Origin of the sequence: Pseudoalteromonas sp. A757, from assembly GCF_004103285.1 — a bacterium.
In the GTDB taxonomy this organism is placed as follows: Bacteria; Pseudomonadota; Gammaproteobacteria; order Enterobacterales; family Alteromonadaceae; genus Pseudoalteromonas; species Pseudoalteromonas galatheae.
In genome coordinates this window covers 1-19,072 of sequence record NZ_QNQN01000058.1, presented here as the reverse complement: position 1 = coordinate 19,072, position 19,072 = coordinate 1, and the positions used below count along the sequence as shown (strand labels likewise).

The window sequence follows — 19,072 nt, the reverse complement described above, 5'->3', positions numbered from 1 at the left end:
CTTTAATTACGCCACTTGCGTAATGGGTTGAGCAAAGCTACTGATTTGATTGTTCTTATTAAACCAAGCTAATTGCTCATGTAATGCTGCTACTTCACCAATAATCAATAGTGCTGGTGACTGAATATCATGCGTAGTAATGGTCTGTGCAAGTTGATCTAATTGTGTTCTTACGACACGTTGAGATTTGCGCGTGCCATTCTCAACAATTGCTACAGGTGTATTCGGCGAGCGACCATGTTCGAGTAGTTGCGCCTGAATATGCGGCGATTTAATCACTCCCATGTATACAGCAAGCGTTTGATTCGCCTTAGCTAAGCCTTCCCAGTCGAGTTCTTGTCCATCTTGCTTGCAATGCCCTGTCACAAATTGAATAGCTTGAGCATGATCTCTATGAGTTAATGGAATACCAGCGTACGCGCTACACCCTGCAGCAGCCGTAATACCCGGAACAATTTGATATTTCACGTTATTTTCGGCCAATACTTGGACTTCTTCGCCACCGCGACCGTAAATAAATGGGTCGCCGCCTTTTATTCTACAAACCTTTTTACCTTGTTTGGCTAAATCAACCAAAATCTTGTTGGTGTGTTCTTGCTTAACACTATGATTACCGGCTTTTTTTCCTACGCAGATTAAATCAGCGTCACGGCGCACAAGCTCCATGATTTCGTCAGATACCAGGTAGTCATAAACCACAACATCGGCTTGCTGCATTAGTTGTAATGCCTTAAGTGTCAGTAGCTCTGGGTCGCCAGGACCTGCACCGACGACATAAACCTCGCCTTCAGGGGAGGGGGTGTGTTTCAGCATGACTTCAAGCTGAATTTGTGCATTTTCATTGTTACCAGCTTGTACTTCACTTACCACATTTGAATCAAAGACGGATTCCCAAAACTGACGGCGGTCAGCAAAGTGTTTAAAACGCGCTTTCACTTTATGTCTGAATTGACCGACAAGCGTTGCCAGCGGACCAATATGCTGTGGAATAAGGGTTTCTAACTTTTCTCGTAATCGTCTTGCAAGGACGGGCGCAGTTCCAGCACTGGATATGGCAATCGTTATAGGGTTTCTATCCACGATTGAAGGGAAAATAAAATTGCACTTTGGTTGGTCGTCGACCACGTTAACGAAAAGGTTGCGAGCTTCAGCAAGCTCTGCCACCTCTGCATTTACTGCTTCAATATCCGTTGCCGCAACGACTAACATAGCATTGTTTAAGTCTGATGCATCAAACGGCTTATGTCGAAGTGCAACGCTTGAATCCGCAGCTAGTGATAAAAGCTCAGCGCAAAACTCAGGTGAAACCAAAGTGACTGCTGCGTTGGCTTTTAAAAAGGCGCGGCACTTTCTCAGCGCAACCTCACCACCACCTACAATTAATACAGGTTTATTTTCTAGTTTGGTAAAAATTGGCAAGTATTGCACGATAACCTCTGCTAAACATCACGACGGTTAATATCAATATTGATTGATATTAGTAATAGGGCGCAGCATATAGAGTTGCAAATGTGGGAAAAAATAATTTAAACCGACTCCATATAACCAAAAGTTATAAAAAAAGTGGTTAAACCTTGGTTTCTTTTTATTTCATATAGTTAGCCAGTATTTTACCGTGATTTTATGATTATAGTGTTTGGTTATGAGATATTCATTTTATGAACAATAGAAGAAACAGCGTCCGAGAGGTAATTGTATGCGGACATTTGTCCTATTGTTGGTGTTGCTGTATGCATTTAACTAGGCTTATTACATAGAGTGAAAAGGAACACAGTAATGACTTTACAATCTGATGCTCGGTTGTCGCTGAGTTTAATGGATTTGACCTCGTTGAAAGAGGACGATACGCCGGCAAGTATTCTCGCGTTATTGAATAGCATTAACCCAGATATAGGACTACCAGCGGCGATTTGTGTGTATCCGCAGTTTGTGACGTTAGTAAAAGAAGAGTTGGAAAAGCGGGAGTGGTCGCAGATAAAAGTAGCAACGGTGACCAACTTCCCATCTGGAGAACAAAAACTCCAACAGGTCCTTGCACAAACTCATTCAGCAATCGCTGATGGCGCGGACGAAATCGATCTTGTGCTTCCTTATCAGCAGCTGATGGCGGGTGATCCAGATACACCTTGGCAATATGTGCACTCGAGTAAGCTCGCTTGTCAAGGTAAAGCAAAGCTTAAGGTCATCATCGAAAGTGGCGTATTGGCCAAGCCAAAGCTCATTGCGGAGGCCGCGCAGCTTGCCATTATGGCGGGCGCGGACTTTGTTAAAACAAGTACAGGAAAGGTTGCTGTCAATGCTACACCAGAAGCGGCAGAAGTTATCCTTAAGACAATCAAAAGCAGCGGTAAATCGGTTGGATTTAAAGCGGCCGGTGGAGTAAAGTCAGTAATTGAAGCGCAGCGATATTTACGATTGACGGAAGAAATTATGGGGGCCGAGTGGCTCAATGCCAATAATTTTAGATTCGGTGCTTCAAGCCTATTGAGTGATGTAGCAGTGGTTGTGAATGGACAGAGCGAGTGAAGCAGAAAAGGTAAAACTTGAGCATGACGCGGCTAAACTGTTTTTACGCAGTTATGAAAAGCAGTTTGCAGTGCATATGCGCCATATTTGGCACAATGAGCCCAATAAACCGGACGTCAGTTGTTATCAAGGAAAAACACAGCTTGATATAGAAATAGCCCATTTTTATGCCAGTGAGAAAGAAGCGATGGCTGTGCTTGGGCGTCCGCTGTCTCTCTCCACGCAAAGAGAGCTGGCAGCAATGAGCCAAGCTGCTGACTCCGATCAACTGAGTATCGGCTTACAGCGGCTGCTCAATCAAAAAGCCAAAAAACACTATGATTCACAACGTGTTTGGTTGTTAATTCGAAATGCCAGCCCAATTTATCATCTTGACGATTTTAAGCGCTTAAAAGCCACTTGGGAGATCCCTGATTGTCATCCATTTGAGCAAGTTTGGGTGCTTTGTGATTTTTATCACGGAGATTTATTGCGTCTTTTCTAAAGCCGTCGCAAAACCAAGTTTAGATTAAATGTTACTTTGCATATCTTTTACACTTGTTTTCGTTTGCTTCGTCAGTATAATGGGCATCCACTTTGCAGGGGCGTAGTTCCAATTGGTAGAACAGCGGTCTCCAAAACCGATGGTTGCGGGTTCGAGTCCTGCCGCCCCTGCCAATTCAGCAACAAGTCCACATTTAAAATAACGTGACCCAAAACCACTTAAGTCGCTTATTTGTAAATTTGGATTGAATGGATTTACCCTGTTCTATGCAGGGTTGTTGTGTCTGTATTTAAGGTAAAATTGATTATGAGCACTAATGTTGAAAACTCGTCAAGCTCGATGGACACGGTAAAGTGGCTAGCTGCTATTGCACTTCTAACTGGTGCCGTAGTTGGTAATTATCTATATGCCGATTTATCTGTTTTAGTACGCGCTGTTGGTGTAGTTGCAGCTATCGCTGCGGCTTTGGGCATTTTGGTAACGACTGAAAAAGGCCGTACCTTTATCGCTTTTGCTAAAGAATCACGTATTGAAGTACGTAAAGTTATCTGGCCAACGCGTCAGGAAGCGACTCACACTACTTTCATCGTGATCATTGCAACGGTGATTATGGCATTAATCCTATGGGGATTAGATGGTATACTTTTCCGTGCAGTAGGCTTTTTAACTGGATTGGAGATCTGATCCCATGTCGGATGAGAACAAAGAAAAGAAATTACGTTGGTACGTGATCCAAGCGTTTTCAGGTTTTGAAAAACGTGTAGCACAAACCATTATCGAGCATATTAAAATCGAAGGGTTAGAAGACCTATTCGGTGAGATCCTTGTGCCGACTGAAGAAGTGGTTGAAATGCGTGCAGGTCAGAAACGTAAATCTGAACGTAAATTCTTCCCTGGTTATGTATTAGTTCAAATGGTGATGGATGATGCGTCTTGGCACTTGGTGAATAGCACACCTCGTGTAATGGGCTTTGTTGGTGGTACGTCAGACCGTCCTGCACCGATCAGTCAAAAAGAAGCGGATCGTATTCTTAACCGTCTACAAGAAAATGCTGAAGCACCGAAACCTGCCACATTATTTGAGCCGGGTGAAGTGGTTCGTGTTACAGATGGCCCATTTGCTGACTTCAATGGTGTGGTTGAAGAAGTGGATTACGAAAAGAGTCGCCTGAAAGTATCGGTACTTATTTTCGGTCGTTCAACGCCTGTAGACCTAGAGTTTGGTCAGGTTGAGAAAGACAAATAAATTCTAACTTGAAAAAGTTGTCAAAGGCCGCTGATTAATCTATAATCAGCGGCCTTTTTGTTGTACGCAAAAATATGCGGCAAAAAGACTGAATTTTTTAACTGGGAAGCCGTTTGAGTACGCGTCCTCGCGCGCACGAGGCAAAGACCCACAATTGAGGTATTATCATGGCTAAAAAAGTTGAAGCTCTAATCAAGCTACAAGTTGCTGCTGGTATGGCTAACCCTAGTCCTCCAGTAGGTCCTGCACTAGGTCAACACGGTGTAAACATCATGGAATTCTGTAAAGCGTTTAACGCACGTACAGAGTCTATCGAAAAAGGCGCACCTGTTCCTGTTGTTATTTCTGTTTACAGTGACCGTTCTTTCACTTTTGAAATGAAGACTCCACCTGCGGCATACCTTCTTAAGAAGGCTGCTGGTATCAAGTCTGGTTCTGGTCGTCCTAACACTGAAAAAGTTGGTACAGTTACTCGTGCTCAACTTGAAGAGATCGTTGAGACGAAACGTCCAGATCTTACTGCTGCTGATATGGACGCAGCTGTACGCACGATTGCAGGTTCTGCACGTGCAATGGGCTTGAACGTAGAGGAGTAATTGAGAATGGCTAAATTAACTAAGCGTATGCGTACTATCCGCGAGAAAGTGGATGCGACTAAAGAGTACGAAATCAACGAAGCTGTTGCTCTTCTAAAAGAACTTGCTACTGCTAAGTTCGTTGAAAGTGTTGACGTTGCTGTAAACCTAGGTATCGATGCTCGTAAATCTGACCAAAACGTACGTGGTGCAACTGTACTACCTCACGGTACTGGTCGTGATGTACGCGTAGCAGTATTCACTCAAGGTGCAAATGCAGAAGCTGCTAAAGAAGCTGGTGCTGATTTAGTAGGTATGGAAGACCTTGCAGAGCAAGTTAAGAAAGGCGAAATGAACTTTGACGTTGTTGTTGCTTCTCCTGATGCAATGCGCGTTGTTGGTCAACTAGGTCAAATCCTAGGTCCACGTGGTCTTATGCCTAACCCTAAGACAGGTACTGTAACGCCTAACGTTGCAGAAGCTGTTAAGAACGCTAAAGCTGGTCAGGTTCGCTACCGTAACGATAAGAACGGTATCATCCACACTACTATCGGTAAAGTAGACTTTGACGCTAACCAACTTCAAGAAAACCTTGAAGCGCTAATCATCGCGCTTAAGAAGGCTAAGCCTTCTACTGCAAAAGGTACTTTCGTGAAGAAAGTAAGCATCTCTACTACGATGGGTGCTGGTGTTGCTTTAGACCAAGCTACTCTAAATACTCAAGTAGTATAATTTAGAGTTTAGCGTTTACATGGCGTAAAAATTAGACTATAATTTTGCGCCATTTTGTAGAGAAGTGTGCTTCTTTACAAAGCAAAGAATTCGGGTTGAAGCGCATAATTTCGAAAATTGTTTCCATCATGGTCTACAATGAATCGATAAATTGCGCTTCCGTCCAAGACCGTAGGTGGCTTCGGCCTTAATCGTCCTACGTAGACGGTGTGAATCCCAGCTAGATTTTCCTAATCTTCTGGCTCTCGCCGTAAAAAGCATCTCTGCTAAAGTTTTTAGCAGGGTAGAGTAGAACTGAAAAACATATATGTGTTTTTCTATAAACCAGGAGTAACACCCATGGCTTTAAATCTTCAAGACAAAAAAGCAATTGTTGCTGAAGTCAACGAAGCTGCCAAAGGTGCTCTTTCAGCAGTTGTTGCTGATTCTCGTGGTGTAACAGTAGGTGCAATCACTGCTCTTCGTAAAGAAGCTCGTGAAGCTGGTGTATGGATGAAAGTTGTTCGTAACACCCTAGCTAAACGTGCTGTTGAAGGCACTGATTACGAATGCCTTAACGAATCACTAGTTGGCCCAAGCCTTATCGCTTTCTCTTCAGAGCACCCTGGTGCTGCTGCGCGTATCTTTGCAGATTTCGCGAAAAAGAACGAAGCATTTGAGCTTAAAACTGCTGCATTCGAAGGCAAAATCGTTGATGTAGATATGCTTGCTAAGCTACCTACTTACGACGAAGCTGTTGCACGCTTAATGAGCGCTATGAAAGAAGCGTCTGCTGGCAAATTGTGTAAAACAATTGAAGCGGTACGTGTACAGAAAGCTGAGCAAGCTGCTTAATCTAAGCAACGCTCCTTTCTTTAATAAATTTTTTGAACCGCATGGGTTCGTAAATAATTAGGAAATTTGAAATGTCTGTAACTAAAGACCAAATCCTTGACGCTATTGCTGAAATGTCAGTAATGGAAGTTGTTGAACTAGTTGAAGCTATGGAAGAGAAGTTCGGTGTAACTGCAGCTGCTGCTGTTGTTGCTGCTGGTCCTGCTGAAGCTGCTGAAGAAAAGACTGAGTTCGACGTAATCCTAGCTGCTGCTGGCGGTAACAAAGTTGCTGCAATCAAAGCGGTACGTGGCGCAACAGGTCTAGGCCTTAAAGAAGCTAAAGCGCTAGTTGAGTCTGCTCCTGCACCTATCAAAGAAGGTGTATCTAAGGAAGAAGCTGAAGCGCTTAAGAAAGATCTTGAAGAAGCTGGTGCTGAAGTTGAGATCAAGTAATCTAGCTCCCGCTAGGTTCGCTGCCTGAGAAATCAGGCAAGGGCTGGTGATTATTTAATCACCGGCCCTTTTGCGCTATAGAGATATACATTTCTATCGTGCATAAATCTTCGAATTTCACTGTAATTTTCAATAACTTAGAAGTTTTTGTTGAAAATCGCAATGGCATTTGAAGTAACACTGATTTGGTAACATTAACGATTTGAATAGAGCCTGAATTGTGCTCCTTTAAGCCGTTAGTTGAGTAAATTAGTGTGACAATTTAGATGTTGTTATCATGGCTTAGATGCCAGTGAAGTCTGTTCAATTTTGGACAGGTTGGGTCAAAGATCAGCAAGCTGAGGAACCCCATGGCTTACTCTTATTCTGAAAAGAAACGTATCCGTAAGGATTTTGGTAAACGTCCACAGGTTTTGGACATACCTTTCCTACTGCAAATGCAGTTGGAATCGTTCGATAAGTTCATTGCGCCTGATGCCGATGGCGATACTGGACTGGAAGCTGCATTCCGTTCTGTATTCCCTATCAAGAGCTACTCGGGCAACTCTGAACTTCAATACGTCAGTTATCGTATTGGCGAGCCAGTATTTGACGTTAAAGAATGTCAAATTCGCGGTGTGACATATTCTGCTCCACTTCGCGTTAAACTACGTCTTGTGCTAATGGACAAAGATGCACCTGGCACAGTCAAAGACATAAAAGAGCAAGAAGTTTACATGGGCGAAATCCCGCTCATGACAGACACCGGTACTTTTGTTATCAATGGTACTGAGCGTGTTATCGTTTCTCAGCTACACCGTTCACCTGGTGTATTCTTTGATAACGACCGTGGTAAATCACACTCATCTGGTAAAGTGTTATATAACGCTCGTGTGATCCCTTACCGTGGCTCATGGCTTGACTTTGAATTCGACGTTAAAGATAACCTTTACGTTCGTATTGACCGTCGCCGTAAACTACCAGCATCTATCATCTTACGTGCACTAGAATTCACTTCAGACGAAATCTTGGCACTATTCTTTGAAACAACAAGTTTCGAAGTAAAAGATGGCAAAGTGTTGATGGAACTTGTGCCTTCACGCCTACGTGGTGAAACTGCTGCATTTGATATTAAAGATGCAAACGGTGACGTCTTGGTTGAAAAAGGCCGTCGTATTACCGCACGCCATATTAAGAGCATCGAAAAGCAAGGTATAGATACTCTTGAGGTACCACATGAGTACATCATCGGCCGTGTTGTTGCTAAAAACTACATCGACGAATCGACAGGCGAAGTGATCGCAGAAGCGAATGCCGAGTTATCACTAGAGCTTATGGCTGAATTGGTGAAGGCGGGTCACTCAAAGATCGATACGCTTTACATCAACGAAGTAGACAGTGGTGCGTACATGTCAGAGACATTACGTGTTGACTCTACTAATAATCGCCTAGAAGCATTGGTGGAAATCTATCGCATGATGCGCCCGGGTGAGCCACCAACAAAAGAAGCTGCAGAAGCGTTATTCGACAACCTATTCTTCTCTGAAGAGCGCTATGATCTATCAACAGTAGGTCGTATGAAGTTTAATAGCCGTGTTGGTTATGATTCAGACGAAGGTGAGGGTACGTTATCTAAAGAAGATATCGTTAGCGTGATGAAGGTATTGATCGACATCCGTAACGGTAAAGGTGATGTGGACGATATCGACCACTTAGGTAACCGTCGTATCCGTTCAGTAGGTGAAATGGCTGAAAACCAATTCCGTGTAGGTCTTGTACGTGTTGAGCGTGCAGTACGTGAGCGTCTAAGTCTTGGTGACCTAGATAACGTTATGCCACAGGATTTGATCAACGCTAAGCCGATTTCTGCAGCAGTAAAAGAATTCTTTGGTTCTTCACAGCTTTCACAATTTATGGACCAGAACAACCCGCTTTCAGAAGTGACGCATAAACGTCGTATTTCTGCATTAGGTCCGGGTGGTCTAACTCGTGAACGTGCTGGTTTCGAAGTACGTGACGTACACGTAACGCACTACGGTCGTGTTTGTCCTATCGAAACGCCTGAAGGTCCAAACATCGGTCTAATCAACTCGCTATCTACTTACGCGCGTACAAACGACTATGGTTTCCTAGAGACTCCATACCGCAAAGTAGTAGACGGAATCGTTACAGACGATGTTGATTACCTTTCAGCAATTGAAGAAGGTCAGTTCGTTATCGCACAGGCGAATACAACGCTAACTGATGACAACCAATTTGCTGAAGAACTGATTCCATGTCGCTTTAAAGGTGAATCAACCTTTATGCCAAGCGACAGCATTCAGTATATGGACGTATCTCCACAGCAGGTAATCTCTGTGGCTGCAGCGCTTATTCCATTCCTAGAACACGATGACGCGAACCGCGCATTGATGGGATCGAACATGCAACGTCAAGCTGTACCTACACTACGTGCTGATAAGCCGCTAGTTGGTACTGGTATTGAGCGTACACTAGCGAAAGACTCTGGTGTAACAATCGTTGCTAAGCGTGGCGGTATCGTTAAGTATGCTGATGCGAGCCGTATTGTTGTTAACGTTAATGAAGACGAGCGCATCCAAGGTGAAGCGGGCATCGATATCTATAACTTAACTAAGTACACACGCTCAAACCAAAACACTTGTATCAACCAGAAACCAACTTGTATGGTTGGTGAGCCGGTAGTACGTGGTGACGTGCTTGCTGATGGTCCTTCAACAGACCTAGGTGACTTAGCACTTGGTCAGAACCTACGCGTAGCGTTCATGCCTTGGAATGGTTACAACTTCGAGGATTCAATCCTACTTTCAGAGAATGTTGTAAAAGAAGATCGTCTAACGACTATCCACATTCAAGAGCTTCAGTGTATTGCTCGTGATACTAAGCTTGGTCCAGAAGAAATCACTGCGGATATTCCAAACGTAGGTGAGTCTGCACTAGGTAAGCTTGATGAATCAGGCGTTGTATACATTGGTGCTGAAGTGAAAGGCGGCGACATCCTTGTAGGTAAAGTGACGCCTAAAGGTGAAACGCAACTAACTCCTGAAGAAAAGCTACTACGTGCTATCTTTGGTGAAAAAGCGTCTGACGTTAAAGATAGCTCGTTACGTGTACCGAACTCTGTATCTGGTACGGTTATCGACGTACAAGTGTTTACGCGTGACGGTGTTGAAAAAGACAAACGTGCGCTAGAAGTTGAAGATATGCAGCTTCGTGAAGCGAAGAAAGACTTCAACGAAGAGTTCAGAATCCTTGAAGGCGGTATCTTGACTCACGCTCGTAACCTACTTATCAAAGCAGGTATGAGTGAAGAGCAACTTGCAGGCTTTAACACTGAGAAGCTATTGACACAAAGCCTTGCTGACGAAGAGCATCAAGCAGAGCTTGAGCAACTAGCAGCGCAGTATGACGAGCTTAAAGCTGACTACGACAAGCGTTTCGAGAACAAGCGTCGTAAGATCACTCAAGGTGATGACTTAGCGCCTGGCGTACTTAAGATTGTTAAAGTATACCTAGCTGTTAAACGTCGTATCCAACCTGGTGATAAGATGGCGGGTCGTCACGGTAACAAGGGTGTAATCTCAACTATCGTTCCTGTTGAAGACATGCCTTACGATGACAAAGGCCGTACTGTAGATATCGTACTTAACCCGCTGGGTGTACCATCTCGTATGAACATCGGTCAGATCCTAGAAACTCACATGGGTCTAGCTGCTCGTGGTATCGGTGAACGTCTTGAAGAAATGATGAAAGAGCAACGTGAAATACACGAGCTACGCGAATTCATCAGAAAAGCTTACGAAATCGGTGACTGCCGTCAGAAAGTAGATATTGCTAACTTCTCTGATGATGAAATCCGTCGCTTGGCAGAAAACCTTAAAGGTGGTCTACCAATCGCAACACCAGCATTTGATGGTGCACGTGAAGCTGAAATCAAAGACATGCTAGAACTTGGTGGTTATCCAAGAAGTGGTCAGGTAACGTTATATGATGGTCGTACTGGTGATGCGTTTGAGCGTCAAGTAACGGTAGGCTACATGTACATGCTGAAACTGAACCACCTTGTTGATGACAAGATGCACGCGCGTTCAACAGGTTCTTACAGCCTAGTTACTCAGCAACCGCTGGGTGGTAAGGCACAGTTCGGTGGTCAGCGTTTCGGTGAGATGGAGGTATGGGCACTTGAAGCATACGGTGCTGCCTACACGCTACAAGAAATGTTGACAGTGAAGTCGGATGACGTAAACGGTCGTACTAAGATGTACAAGAACATCGTAGACGGTAACCACAAGATGGAACCGGGTATGCCTGAGTCGTTCAACGTACTGTTGAAAGAAATCCGCTCGCTAGGTATCAACATCGAGTTGGAAGAAGTTTAATCCGACCGCCGCAGTGCGCTGCGGCGTTGCATAACTGCAACCGGACTGAAAAGAATGTAGGGGCAGGCGTGGCTTGCCCTCGAGATTAACCTCCGACAGGAGAGCTAAGGTGAAAGACTTACTTAAGTTTCTGAAGCAACAAAATAAGACCGAAGAATTCGATGCAATTCGCATTGGTCTTGCTTCGCCAGACATGGTGCGTTCATGGTCTTACGGTGAAGTAAAGAAACCTGAGACAATCAACTACCGTACTTTCAAGCCTGAGCGTGATGGCTTATTCTGTGCCCGTATCTTCGGCCCAGTAAAAGATTACGAGTGTTTGTGTGGTAAATACAAGCGCTTGAAGCACCGTGGTGTTATCTGTGAAAAGTGTGGCGTTGAAGTAACGCTAACAAAAGTACGTCGTGACCGTATGGGTCACATCGAGCTGGCTAGCCCAGTTGCGCATATTTGGTTCTTGAAATCACTTCCGTCACGTATTGGCCTAATGCTAGACATGACGCTTCGTGACATTGAGCGCGTACTTTATTTCGAATCATTCGTGGTAACTGAGCCAGGTATGACTACGCTTGAGCGTGGTCAATTACTAGGTGAAGAAGAATACCTAGATGCACTTGAAGAGCACGGTGATGAGTTTGAAGCGAAGATGGGTGCAGAAGCTGTACTTGATCTACTTCGCGAGCTAGACCTTGGTCAGTTAATCGCTGAAATGCGTGAAGAGTTGCCAACAATCAACTCTGAAACTAAGCGTAAGAAAATCACTAAGCGTCTTAAACTAATGGAAGCGTTCCACCAATCAGGTAATAACCCTGAGTGGATGGTAATGAGTGTGCTACCAGTTCTTCCACCAGATCTACGTCCTCTAGTACCACTAGATGGCGGTCGTTTTGCGACTTCAGATCTGAACGACCTTTACCGTCGAGTGATCAACCGTAACAACCGTTTGAAGCGTCTTCTTGACCTAGCTGCGCCAGACATCATCGTACGTAACGAAAAACGTATGCTTCAAGAAGCGGTTGATGCGCTACTTGATAATGGTCGTCGTGGCCGTGCGATTACGGGTTCTAACAAGCGTCCACTTAAGTCGCTTGCAGACATGATTAAAGGTAAGCAAGGTCGTTTCCGTCAAAACCTTCTAGGTAAGCGTGTTGACTACTCAGGCCGTTCTGTTATCACCGTTGGTCCTACGCTGAAACTACACCAGTGTGGTCTACCTAAGAAGATGGCGCTTGAGCTATTCAAACCATTTATCTACGGTAAACTAGAGCGCCGTGGCATGGCGACAACCATCAAAGCTGCGAAGAAGATGGTTGAGCGTGAAGTACCAGAGGTTTGGGACGTACTAGACGAAGTTATCCGTGAGCACCCGGTTTTACTTAACCGTGCGCCAACACTTCACCGTCTAGGTATCCAAGCGTTCGAACCTGTACTTATCGAAGGTAAAGCGATTCACCTACACCCACTAGTGTGTGCGGCGTATAACGCTGACTTCGATGGTGACCAAATGGCGGTTCACGTCCCACTGACGCTTGAAGCGCAGTTGGAAGCGCGTGCATTGATGATGTCTACTAACAACATCCTAGCACCAGCTAACGGTGAACCAATCATCGTTCCTTCACAGGACGTTGTACTAGGTCTTTACTACATGACTCGCGATCGCATCAACGGTAAAGGTGAAGGCACTGTATTTAAAGATGCTAAAGAAGCTGAAAAAGCATACCGTGTAGGTGCTGCTGAGCTTCACGCTCGTGTTAAAGTGCGTATCACAGAAGTGACTATCGACGAAGAAACACGTGAGCGCGGCACGTTAACTCACCTAGTAGATACGACAGTAGGTCGTGCAATCCTTTCATTGAATATCCCTGAAGGCTTGCCGTTTGAACTGATCAATAAGCCACTAGGTAAGAAACAAATTTCTGGTCTTCTTAATGAGTGTTACCGTCGTCTAGGTCTTAAAGATACAGTTATCTTTGCTGACCAAGTGATGTATACCGGTTTCCACTACGCGATGAAGTCTGGTGTTTCTATCGGTATCAATGACATGGTAATCCCACCAACTAAAGGTGAGATCATCGATCGTGCGGAAGCTGAAGTTGCAGAAATCAACCAACAGTTCCAATCAGGTCTTGTAACTGCCGGTGAGAAGTACAACAAAGTTATCGATATCTGGTCACGTGTAAACGAAAACCTTTCTCGCGAGATGATGGCTAACCTTTCAAAAGAAACGGTTATCAACGCTGAAGGCAACGAAGAAGAGCAACCGTCATTTAACTCAGTGTTTATGATGGCAGACTCGGGCGCTCGTGGTAGTGCTGCTCAGATCCGTCAGCTAGCGGGTATGCGTGGTCTAATGGCACGTCCAGATGGTTCAATCATCGAAACGCCAATTACAGCAAACTTCCGTGAAGGTCTAAACGTACTACAGTACTTTATCTCGACGCACGGTGCGCGTAAAGGTCTAGCGGATACGGCACTTAAGACAGCGAACTCGGGTTACCTAACTCGTCGTCTAGTAGACGTAGCACAAGATTTGGTTATCAACGAATCAGACTGTGGTACCGAAGAAGGTCTAGTAATGAAGCCGCTAATCGAAGGTGGTGACGTTGTAGAACCACTTCGCGAGCGAGTACTAGGTCGTGTTGTTGCTGAAGATGTATGTAAGCCAGGTACTACTGAAGTACTTGTTGCACGTAACGTAATGATTGACGAAAAACTGTGTGATCTTTTAGAAGAACACTCAGTAGACGAAGTTAAAGTACGTTCTGTAATCACCTGTCAAAATGACTTTGGTGTGTGTGCACACTGTTACGGTCGTGACTTGGCGCGTGGCCATATCATCAATCCTGGTGAAGCAGTTGGTGTAATCGCGGCACAGTCAATCGGTGAGCCGGGTACACAGCTTACGATGCGTACATTCCACATCGGTGGTGCGGCATCACGAGCTTCTGCAGAGAACAGTGTTCAAGTTAAGAACAATGGTAATCTGAAACTTCACAATGCGAAATTTGTAATCAATGCTGATGGCAAAATCGTTATCACATCTCGTTCAACCGAGATCACGATAATCGATGAGCACGGTCGTGAGAAAGAGCGTTATAAAGTACCTTATGGTGCAGTATTAACTGTACAAGATGGTGCTGACGTTAAAGGTAACGACATCGTCGCTACTTGGGACCCGCATAGCCACCCAATCATCATTGAACATGAGTCAAAAGTATCGTTCAGCGATATCGATGATTCAAACACTGAAGCACAGACTGATGAATTAACTGGTCTAACACGTGTGGTTGTTAAGGATCTTGCGAAAGTAAACGCAAAAGAGCCTAAACTAATCATTGAGAACGAAGAGCGTGGTCTTCAAGAGATCCGCCTACCTTCATTCACAACGATTGAAATCACAGATGGTGCAACAGTACTACCAGGTTCTGTATTGGCTCGTATCCCACAAGAAGGTTCGAAGACTCGTGACATCACGGGTGGTCTACCTCGAGTTGCAGACTTATTCGAAGCGCGTAAACCAAAAGATCCTGCAATTCTTGCAGAAATCACAGGTACTGTTAGCTTCGGTAAAGAGACTAAAGGTAAGAAGCGTCTTGTGATCACACCTGACGAGGGTGATGCGTACGAAGAAATGATCCCGAAATGGCGTCAGCTTAACGTGTTCGAAGGTGAGCAAGTGGCTAAAGGTGAAGTTATTGCCGATGGTCCAGAATCACCACACGATATCCTACGTCTACGTGGTGTTACTGATGTATCTAACTACATCACTAACGAGGTACAAGAAGTATACCGCCTACAGGGTGTAAAGATTAACGATAAGCACATTGAAACTATCGTTCGTCAGATGCTTCGTAAGTGTATCATCCTTGATGGTGGTGACAGTGAATTCCTAGCAGGCGAGCAAGCTGAAGTTGCACGTGTAAACATCGCTAACCGTGAGCTAGAAATGCAAGGTAAGATCCCAGCTAAGTTTGAAATTCAGCTAATGGGTATTACTAAAGCGTCACTTGCGACTGAATCGTTCATTTCTGCGGCATCGTTCCAGGAAACGACACGTGTTCTAACCGAAGCTGCGGTTAACGGTAAGAGCGATGAGCTACGTGGTCTGAAAGAAAACGTAATCGTGGGTCGTTTGATCCCAGCGGGTACAGGTTTCGCATACCATGAAGAGCGTATCAACCGTCGCAAGCAAGGTGAAGCAGCTGTTGAAGAACAAACTGTAAGTGCTGAAGAGGCAACTCAAGCGCTAACAGATGCACTGAATGCTGATTTACTAGGTGGTAACGAGTAATCCCCACCATTTAGCTTATTGATTGAAAAGCCGCTGTGTGAATACAGCGGCTTTTTTATGCATTCTCAACTCCGCAGTCCGATTTGCCATCAAAGCGTCACATCGATGTGTATACTGCAACAAAGGTTTTTCAATGTGATTGCTAACTTTTGTTAACTTTCAACAGTTTCGCAGACAAAACCAACCGATTGGTATGCATTTACTTAATGCTGATGACGACTTTTGGTTGACAGGTTAAACTTTGGTCATTAAAATTCGGCCACCCATTTTAGTCGTTCAAGAAAACTGGATTTGACTTAAATGGTAAGATTTTATTTTTCAGTAGTAATTTATTAATTCAGGAGCTATTTAATGGCAACTATTAACCAGCTAGTGCGTAAGCCACGTCGTAGCAAGGTTACAAAGAGCAACTCTGCTGCTCTTAAAGCTTGTCCACAAAAGCGTGGTGTATGTACTCGTGTATATACAACAACACCTAAGAAACCAAACTCTGCATTACGTAAAGTAGCGCGTGTACGTTTAACTAACGGTTTCGAAGTAACTTCATACATTGGTGGTGAAGGTCACAACCTACAAGAGCACAGTGTAATCCTAATCCGTGGTGGTCGTGTTAAAGACTTACCAGGTGTGCGTTTCCACACTGTTCGTGGTGCACTTGACTGTGCAGGCGTAAACGACCGTAGACAGGCTCGTTCTAAGTACGGTGCAAAACGTCCTAAGGGCTAATGGTTCTCCGTTAGTAAGGCCAAGCACTTAAGTTTTAAATTTTTATATATTGTTTTGGGAATCCGTGTTTAACACGGACCTGAAGATACCGGAGAAAGAAAATGCCTAGAAGACGCGTAATAGGTCAACGTAAAATTCTTCCAGATCCGAAGTTCGGATCAGAGCTTCTTGCTAAATTCGTTAACGTAGTAATGCTTGACGGCAAGAAATCTACTGCTGAAAAAATCGTATATGGTGCGCTAGACGTGGCTGCTGAAAAATCAGGCAAGTCGCACCTAGAAATCTTTGAAGCTGCACTTGATAACGTTCGCCCACAGGTAGAGGTTAAATCTCGCCGTGTTGGTGGTTCAACGTACCAAGTACCAGTTGAAGTACGTCCAGTGCGTCGTAACGCACTAGGTATGCGTTGGTTGGTTGAAGCTGCACGTAAGCGTGGCGAGAAATCAATGGGTCTTCGTCTTGCTCAAGAGATGATCGACGCTGCTGAAAACAAAGGCACTGCGGTTAAGAAACGTGAAGACGTTCACCGTATGGCTGAAGCGAACAAAGCATTCGCTCACTACCGTTGGTAATCTGCTAACACCTTTTAAGAGGATATTATGGCACGGACAACTCCGATTGAGCGCTACCGTAACATCGGTATATGTGCTCACGTAGATGCGGGTAAAACAACTACGACCGAGCGCGTACTTTTTTATACTGGTCTTTCTCATAAGATTGGTGAAGTACACGACGGCGCCGCAACTATGGACTGGATGGAGCAGGAGCAAGAGCGTGGTATCACGATCACTTCTGCTGCAACAACGTGTTTCTGGAAAGGGATGGATGCTCAGTTTGATGAGCATCGTGTTAACATCATCGATACTCCAGGACACGTAGATTTTACTATCGAAGTAGAGCGTTCATTGCGCGTACTTGATGGTGCTGTTGTTGTGTTATGTGCTTCATCAGGTGTGCAACCGCAAACTGAGACCGTTTGGCGTCAGGCTAACAAATACGAAGTGCCGCGTATGATTTTCGTCAATAAGATGGATCGTACAGGTGCTGACTTCTTGTCTGTAGTTGAACAAGTTAAAAAACGTCTCGGTGCTACACCTGTGCCTATTCAGTTACCAATTGGTGCTGAAGATGAATTTAAAGGTGTTATTGACCTTATTAAGATGAAAGCAATTAACTGGAATGAAGAAGACCAGGGGATGACTTTCACCTATGAAGAGGTCCCAGCAGATCTTCTTGAGCTAGCTGAAGAATGGCGCTCTCATCTAATTGAGAGTGCTGCAGAAGCTTCTGAAGAACTAATGGAAAAATATCTTGAAGATGGTGAGTTGAGCGAAGAAGAGATTAAATCAGCCCTTCGCCAACGCACATTGGCCAATGAAATTGTGCCTATGACGACAGGTAGTGCATTCAAGAACAAAGGTGTTCAGGCTGTGCTTGACGCTGTGATTGAATTCATGCCGTCGCCTACTGAAGTAAAAGCTATCCAAGGTGTCTTAGAAGACGAAACCGAAGATACGCGTGAAGCTGACGATAATGCACCGTTTGCGGCGCTTGCATTTAAGATCGCAACTGATCCATTCGTTGGCACACTTACTTTCTTCCGAGTTTACTCTGGTAAAGTTAGCCAGGGTGATTCGGTACTAAATCCTGTTAAAGGTAAAAAAGAGCGTTTTGGACGTATTGTTCAAATGCACTCTAACTCGCGTGAAGAGATTAAAGAAGTTCATGCGGGTGACATCGCGGCTGCTATCGGCCTAAAAGATGTAACTACTGGTGATACACTTTGTGCTCAAGAAGCGCCAATTACGTTAGAACGTATGGAGTTCCCTGAGCCTGTAATCTCAGTCGCAGTAGAACCTAAAACAGTAGCTGACCAAGAAAAAATGGGCGTTGCACTTGGTAAACTTGCAGCAGAAGATCCTTCATTCCGTGTAGAAACGGACGAAGAATCAGGTCAGACGATTATCTCTGGTATGGGTGAGCTTCACTTAGATATCATTGTCGATCGTATGAAGCGTGAGTTTAACGTTGTGTGTAACGTTGGTAAGCCTCAGGTTGCATACCGCGAAACTATCCGAGCTTCTGTTGAAGCTGAAGGTAAGTTTGTGCGTCAATCTGGTGGTCGTGGTCAATATGGTCACGTTTGGTTGAAGCTAGAACCAATGGATGTTTCTGATGATGATGCACCAATATACGAATTCGTTAACGAAATCGTTGGTGGCACAGTACCAAAAGAATATATCCCAGCGGTTGATAAAGGTATTCAAGAGCAGATGAAGCAAGGTGTTCTTGCAGGTTATCCGCTATTGGGTGTTAAAGCTACCTTGTTTGATGGTTCATTCCACGATGTTGACTCAAACGAGATGGCGTTTAAGATCGCAGGTTCGATGGGCTTTAGAAAAGGCGCGCTAGAAGCAAGCCCTGTTCTACTTGAGCCTGTCATGAAAGTAGAAGTAATCACTCCTGAAGAAAACATGGGTGATGTAGTAGGCGACTTAAATCGTCGTCGTGGCATAATTGAAGGCATGGAAGAAGCATTTGGTGGCTCGAAGCAAATTAATGCTCAGGTCCCACTTTCTGAAATGTTTGGCTATGCAACAGACTTACGCTCCGCTACACAAGGGCGCGCATCATACTCTATGGAATTCCTAAAGTATGCTGAAGCGGCTAAAAACGTAGCTGATGCAATAATTGCAGCTCGCGCTGTTAAGTAATTTTAGTTCGGTCCGGTCTTAGGGCTGGACTTTAATTTCTTTATAGGAAATTTGAAAATGGCAAAAGAAAAGTTTGAACGCGTAAAACCGCACGTAAACGTAGGTACAATCGGCCACGTTGACCACGGTAAAAC

Annotated in this window: 14 protein-coding genes, 1 tRNA gene and 1 pseudogene; 15 read left to right on the top strand and 1 reads right to left on the bottom strand. The window is 44.5% G+C overall.

What is annotated here, in order from left to right; translation table 11 throughout:
* Positions 1-6: 6 nt before the first annotated feature.
* Positions 7-1,428, bottom strand: a complete 1,422-nt coding sequence (cysG, locus tag DRB05_RS04215) for a siroheme synthase CysG (RefSeq protein ID WP_128725821.1) — start codon at positions 1,426-1,428, stop codon at positions 7-9.
* 348 nt (positions 1,429-1,776) lie between these two features.
* On the opposite strand from cysG, the gene deoC reads away from it, so the two are divergent.
* From deoC to DRB05_RS04140, 15 genes and pseudogenes are all read left to right on the top strand, one after another.
* Positions 1,777-2,526, top strand: a complete 750-nt coding sequence (gene deoC, locus DRB05_RS04210; RefSeq protein ID WP_128725820.1) for a deoxyribose-phosphate aldolase — start codon at positions 1,777-1,779, stop codon at positions 2,524-2,526.
* Positions 2,510-3,010 carry a hypothetical protein gene (locus DRB05_RS04205; RefSeq protein WP_128725819.1) on the top strand — a complete coding sequence of 167 codons (501 nt, stop codon included), beginning with the start codon at positions 2,510-2,512 and terminating at the stop codon, positions 3,008-3,010. The genes deoC and DRB05_RS04205 overlap by 17 nt, the downstream gene beginning before the upstream one ends.
* Positions 3,011-3,106: 96 nt before the next feature.
* A tRNA-Trp gene (locus DRB05_RS04200) sits at positions 3,107-3,183 on the top strand.
* 133 nt (positions 3,184-3,316) lie between these two features.
* A complete protein-coding gene (gene secE, locus DRB05_RS04195) occupies positions 3,317-3,694 on the top strand; it encodes a preprotein translocase subunit SecE (RefSeq protein WP_010376231.1) in 378 nt (125 codons plus the stop codon).
* A 4-nt stretch (positions 3,695-3,698) separates the two neighbouring features.
* Positions 3,699-4,256, top strand: a complete 558-nt coding sequence (nusG, locus tag DRB05_RS04190; RefSeq protein ID WP_010376230.1) for a transcription termination/antitermination protein NusG — start codon at positions 3,699-3,701, stop codon at positions 4,254-4,256.
* 167 nt (positions 4,257-4,423) lie between these two features.
* Positions 4,424-4,852, top strand: coding sequence for a 50S ribosomal protein L11 (gene rplK / locus DRB05_RS04185; RefSeq protein ID WP_010376229.1), 429 nt, complete (start codon positions 4,424-4,426; stop codon positions 4,850-4,852).
* A 6-nt stretch (positions 4,853-4,858) separates the two neighbouring features.
* On the top strand, positions 4,859-5,563 hold the full coding sequence (rplA, locus tag DRB05_RS04180) for a 50S ribosomal protein L1 (protein ID WP_010376228.1): 705 nt from the start codon (positions 4,859-4,861) through the stop codon (positions 5,561-5,563).
* A 339-nt stretch (positions 5,564-5,902) separates the two neighbouring features.
* On the top strand, positions 5,903-6,397 hold the full coding sequence (gene rplJ / locus DRB05_RS04175; RefSeq protein ID WP_128725818.1) for a 50S ribosomal protein L10: 495 nt from the start codon (positions 5,903-5,905) through the stop codon (positions 6,395-6,397).
* 71 nt (positions 6,398-6,468) lie between these two features.
* Positions 6,469-6,831 carry a 50S ribosomal protein L7/L12 gene (gene rplL / locus DRB05_RS04170; RefSeq protein WP_070982798.1) on the top strand — a complete coding sequence of 121 codons (363 nt, stop codon included), beginning with the start codon at positions 6,469-6,471 and terminating at the stop codon, positions 6,829-6,831.
* 350 nt (positions 6,832-7,181) lie between these two features.
* Positions 7,182-11,207 (top strand): DNA-directed RNA polymerase subunit beta, encoded by a 4,026-nt coding sequence (gene rpoB / locus DRB05_RS04165; protein ID WP_128725817.1) that lies wholly within the window; start codon positions 7,182-7,184, stop codon positions 11,205-11,207.
* A 109-nt stretch (positions 11,208-11,316) separates the two neighbouring features.
* On the top strand, positions 11,317-15,498 hold the full coding sequence (rpoC, locus tag DRB05_RS04160; protein ID WP_128725816.1) for a DNA-directed RNA polymerase subunit beta': 4,182 nt from the start codon (positions 11,317-11,319) through the stop codon (positions 15,496-15,498).
* Between the two features lie 351 nt (positions 15,499-15,849).
* The gene (rpsL, locus tag DRB05_RS04155; RefSeq protein WP_010367657.1) at positions 15,850-16,224 is read left to right on the top strand and encodes a 30S ribosomal protein S12; all 375 of its coding nucleotides are present in this window, start codon (positions 15,850-15,852) and stop codon (positions 16,222-16,224) included.
* 101 nt (positions 16,225-16,325) lie between these two features.
* Entirely contained in the window at positions 16,326-16,796 is a 471-nt protein-coding gene (gene rpsG, locus DRB05_RS04150; RefSeq protein ID WP_099031881.1) for a 30S ribosomal protein S7, read from the top strand.
* A 27-nt stretch (positions 16,797-16,823) separates the two neighbouring features.
* Positions 16,824-18,938, top strand: coding sequence for an elongation factor G (fusA, locus tag DRB05_RS04145; protein ID WP_128725815.1), 2,115 nt, complete (start codon positions 16,824-16,826; stop codon positions 18,936-18,938).
* 57 nt (positions 18,939-18,995) lie between these two features.
* Positions 18,996-19,072, top strand: a pseudogene (locus tag DRB05_RS04140) (elongation factor Tu); the annotation flags it as partial.

What these genes read in the sequence shown, in the direction of transcription:
- deoC (WP_128725820.1), top strand. Translation starts at nt 1,777, where the DNA reads ATGACTTTACAATCTGATGCTCGGTTGTCGCTGAGTTTAATGGATTTG.
- DRB05_RS04205 (WP_128725819.1), top strand. Translation starts at nt 2,510, where the DNA reads ATGGACAGAGCGAGTGAAGCAGAAAAGGTAAAACTTGAGCATGACGCG.
- secE (WP_010376231.1), top strand. Translation starts at nt 3,317, where the DNA reads ATGAGCACTAATGTTGAAAACTCGTCAAGCTCGATGGACACGGTAAAG.
- nusG (WP_010376230.1), top strand. Translation starts at nt 3,699, where the DNA reads ATGTCGGATGAGAACAAAGAAAAGAAATTACGTTGGTACGTGATCCAA.
- rplK (WP_010376229.1), top strand. Translation starts at nt 4,424, where the DNA reads ATGGCTAAAAAAGTTGAAGCTCTAATCAAGCTACAAGTTGCTGCTGGT.
- rplA (WP_010376228.1), top strand. Translation starts at nt 4,859, where the DNA reads ATGGCTAAATTAACTAAGCGTATGCGTACTATCCGCGAGAAAGTGGAT.
- rplJ (WP_128725818.1), top strand. Translation starts at nt 5,903, where the DNA reads ATGGCTTTAAATCTTCAAGACAAAAAAGCAATTGTTGCTGAAGTCAAC.
- rplL (WP_070982798.1), top strand. Translation starts at nt 6,469, where the DNA reads ATGTCTGTAACTAAAGACCAAATCCTTGACGCTATTGCTGAAATGTCA.
- rpoB (WP_128725817.1), top strand. Translation starts at nt 7,182, where the DNA reads ATGGCTTACTCTTATTCTGAAAAGAAACGTATCCGTAAGGATTTTGGT.
- rpsL (WP_010367657.1), top strand. Translation starts at nt 15,850, where the DNA reads ATGGCAACTATTAACCAGCTAGTGCGTAAGCCACGTCGTAGCAAGGTT.
- rpsG (WP_099031881.1), top strand. Translation starts at nt 16,326, where the DNA reads ATGCCTAGAAGACGCGTAATAGGTCAACGTAAAATTCTTCCAGATCCG.
- fusA (WP_128725815.1), top strand. Translation starts at nt 16,824, where the DNA reads ATGGCACGGACAACTCCGATTGAGCGCTACCGTAACATCGGTATATGT.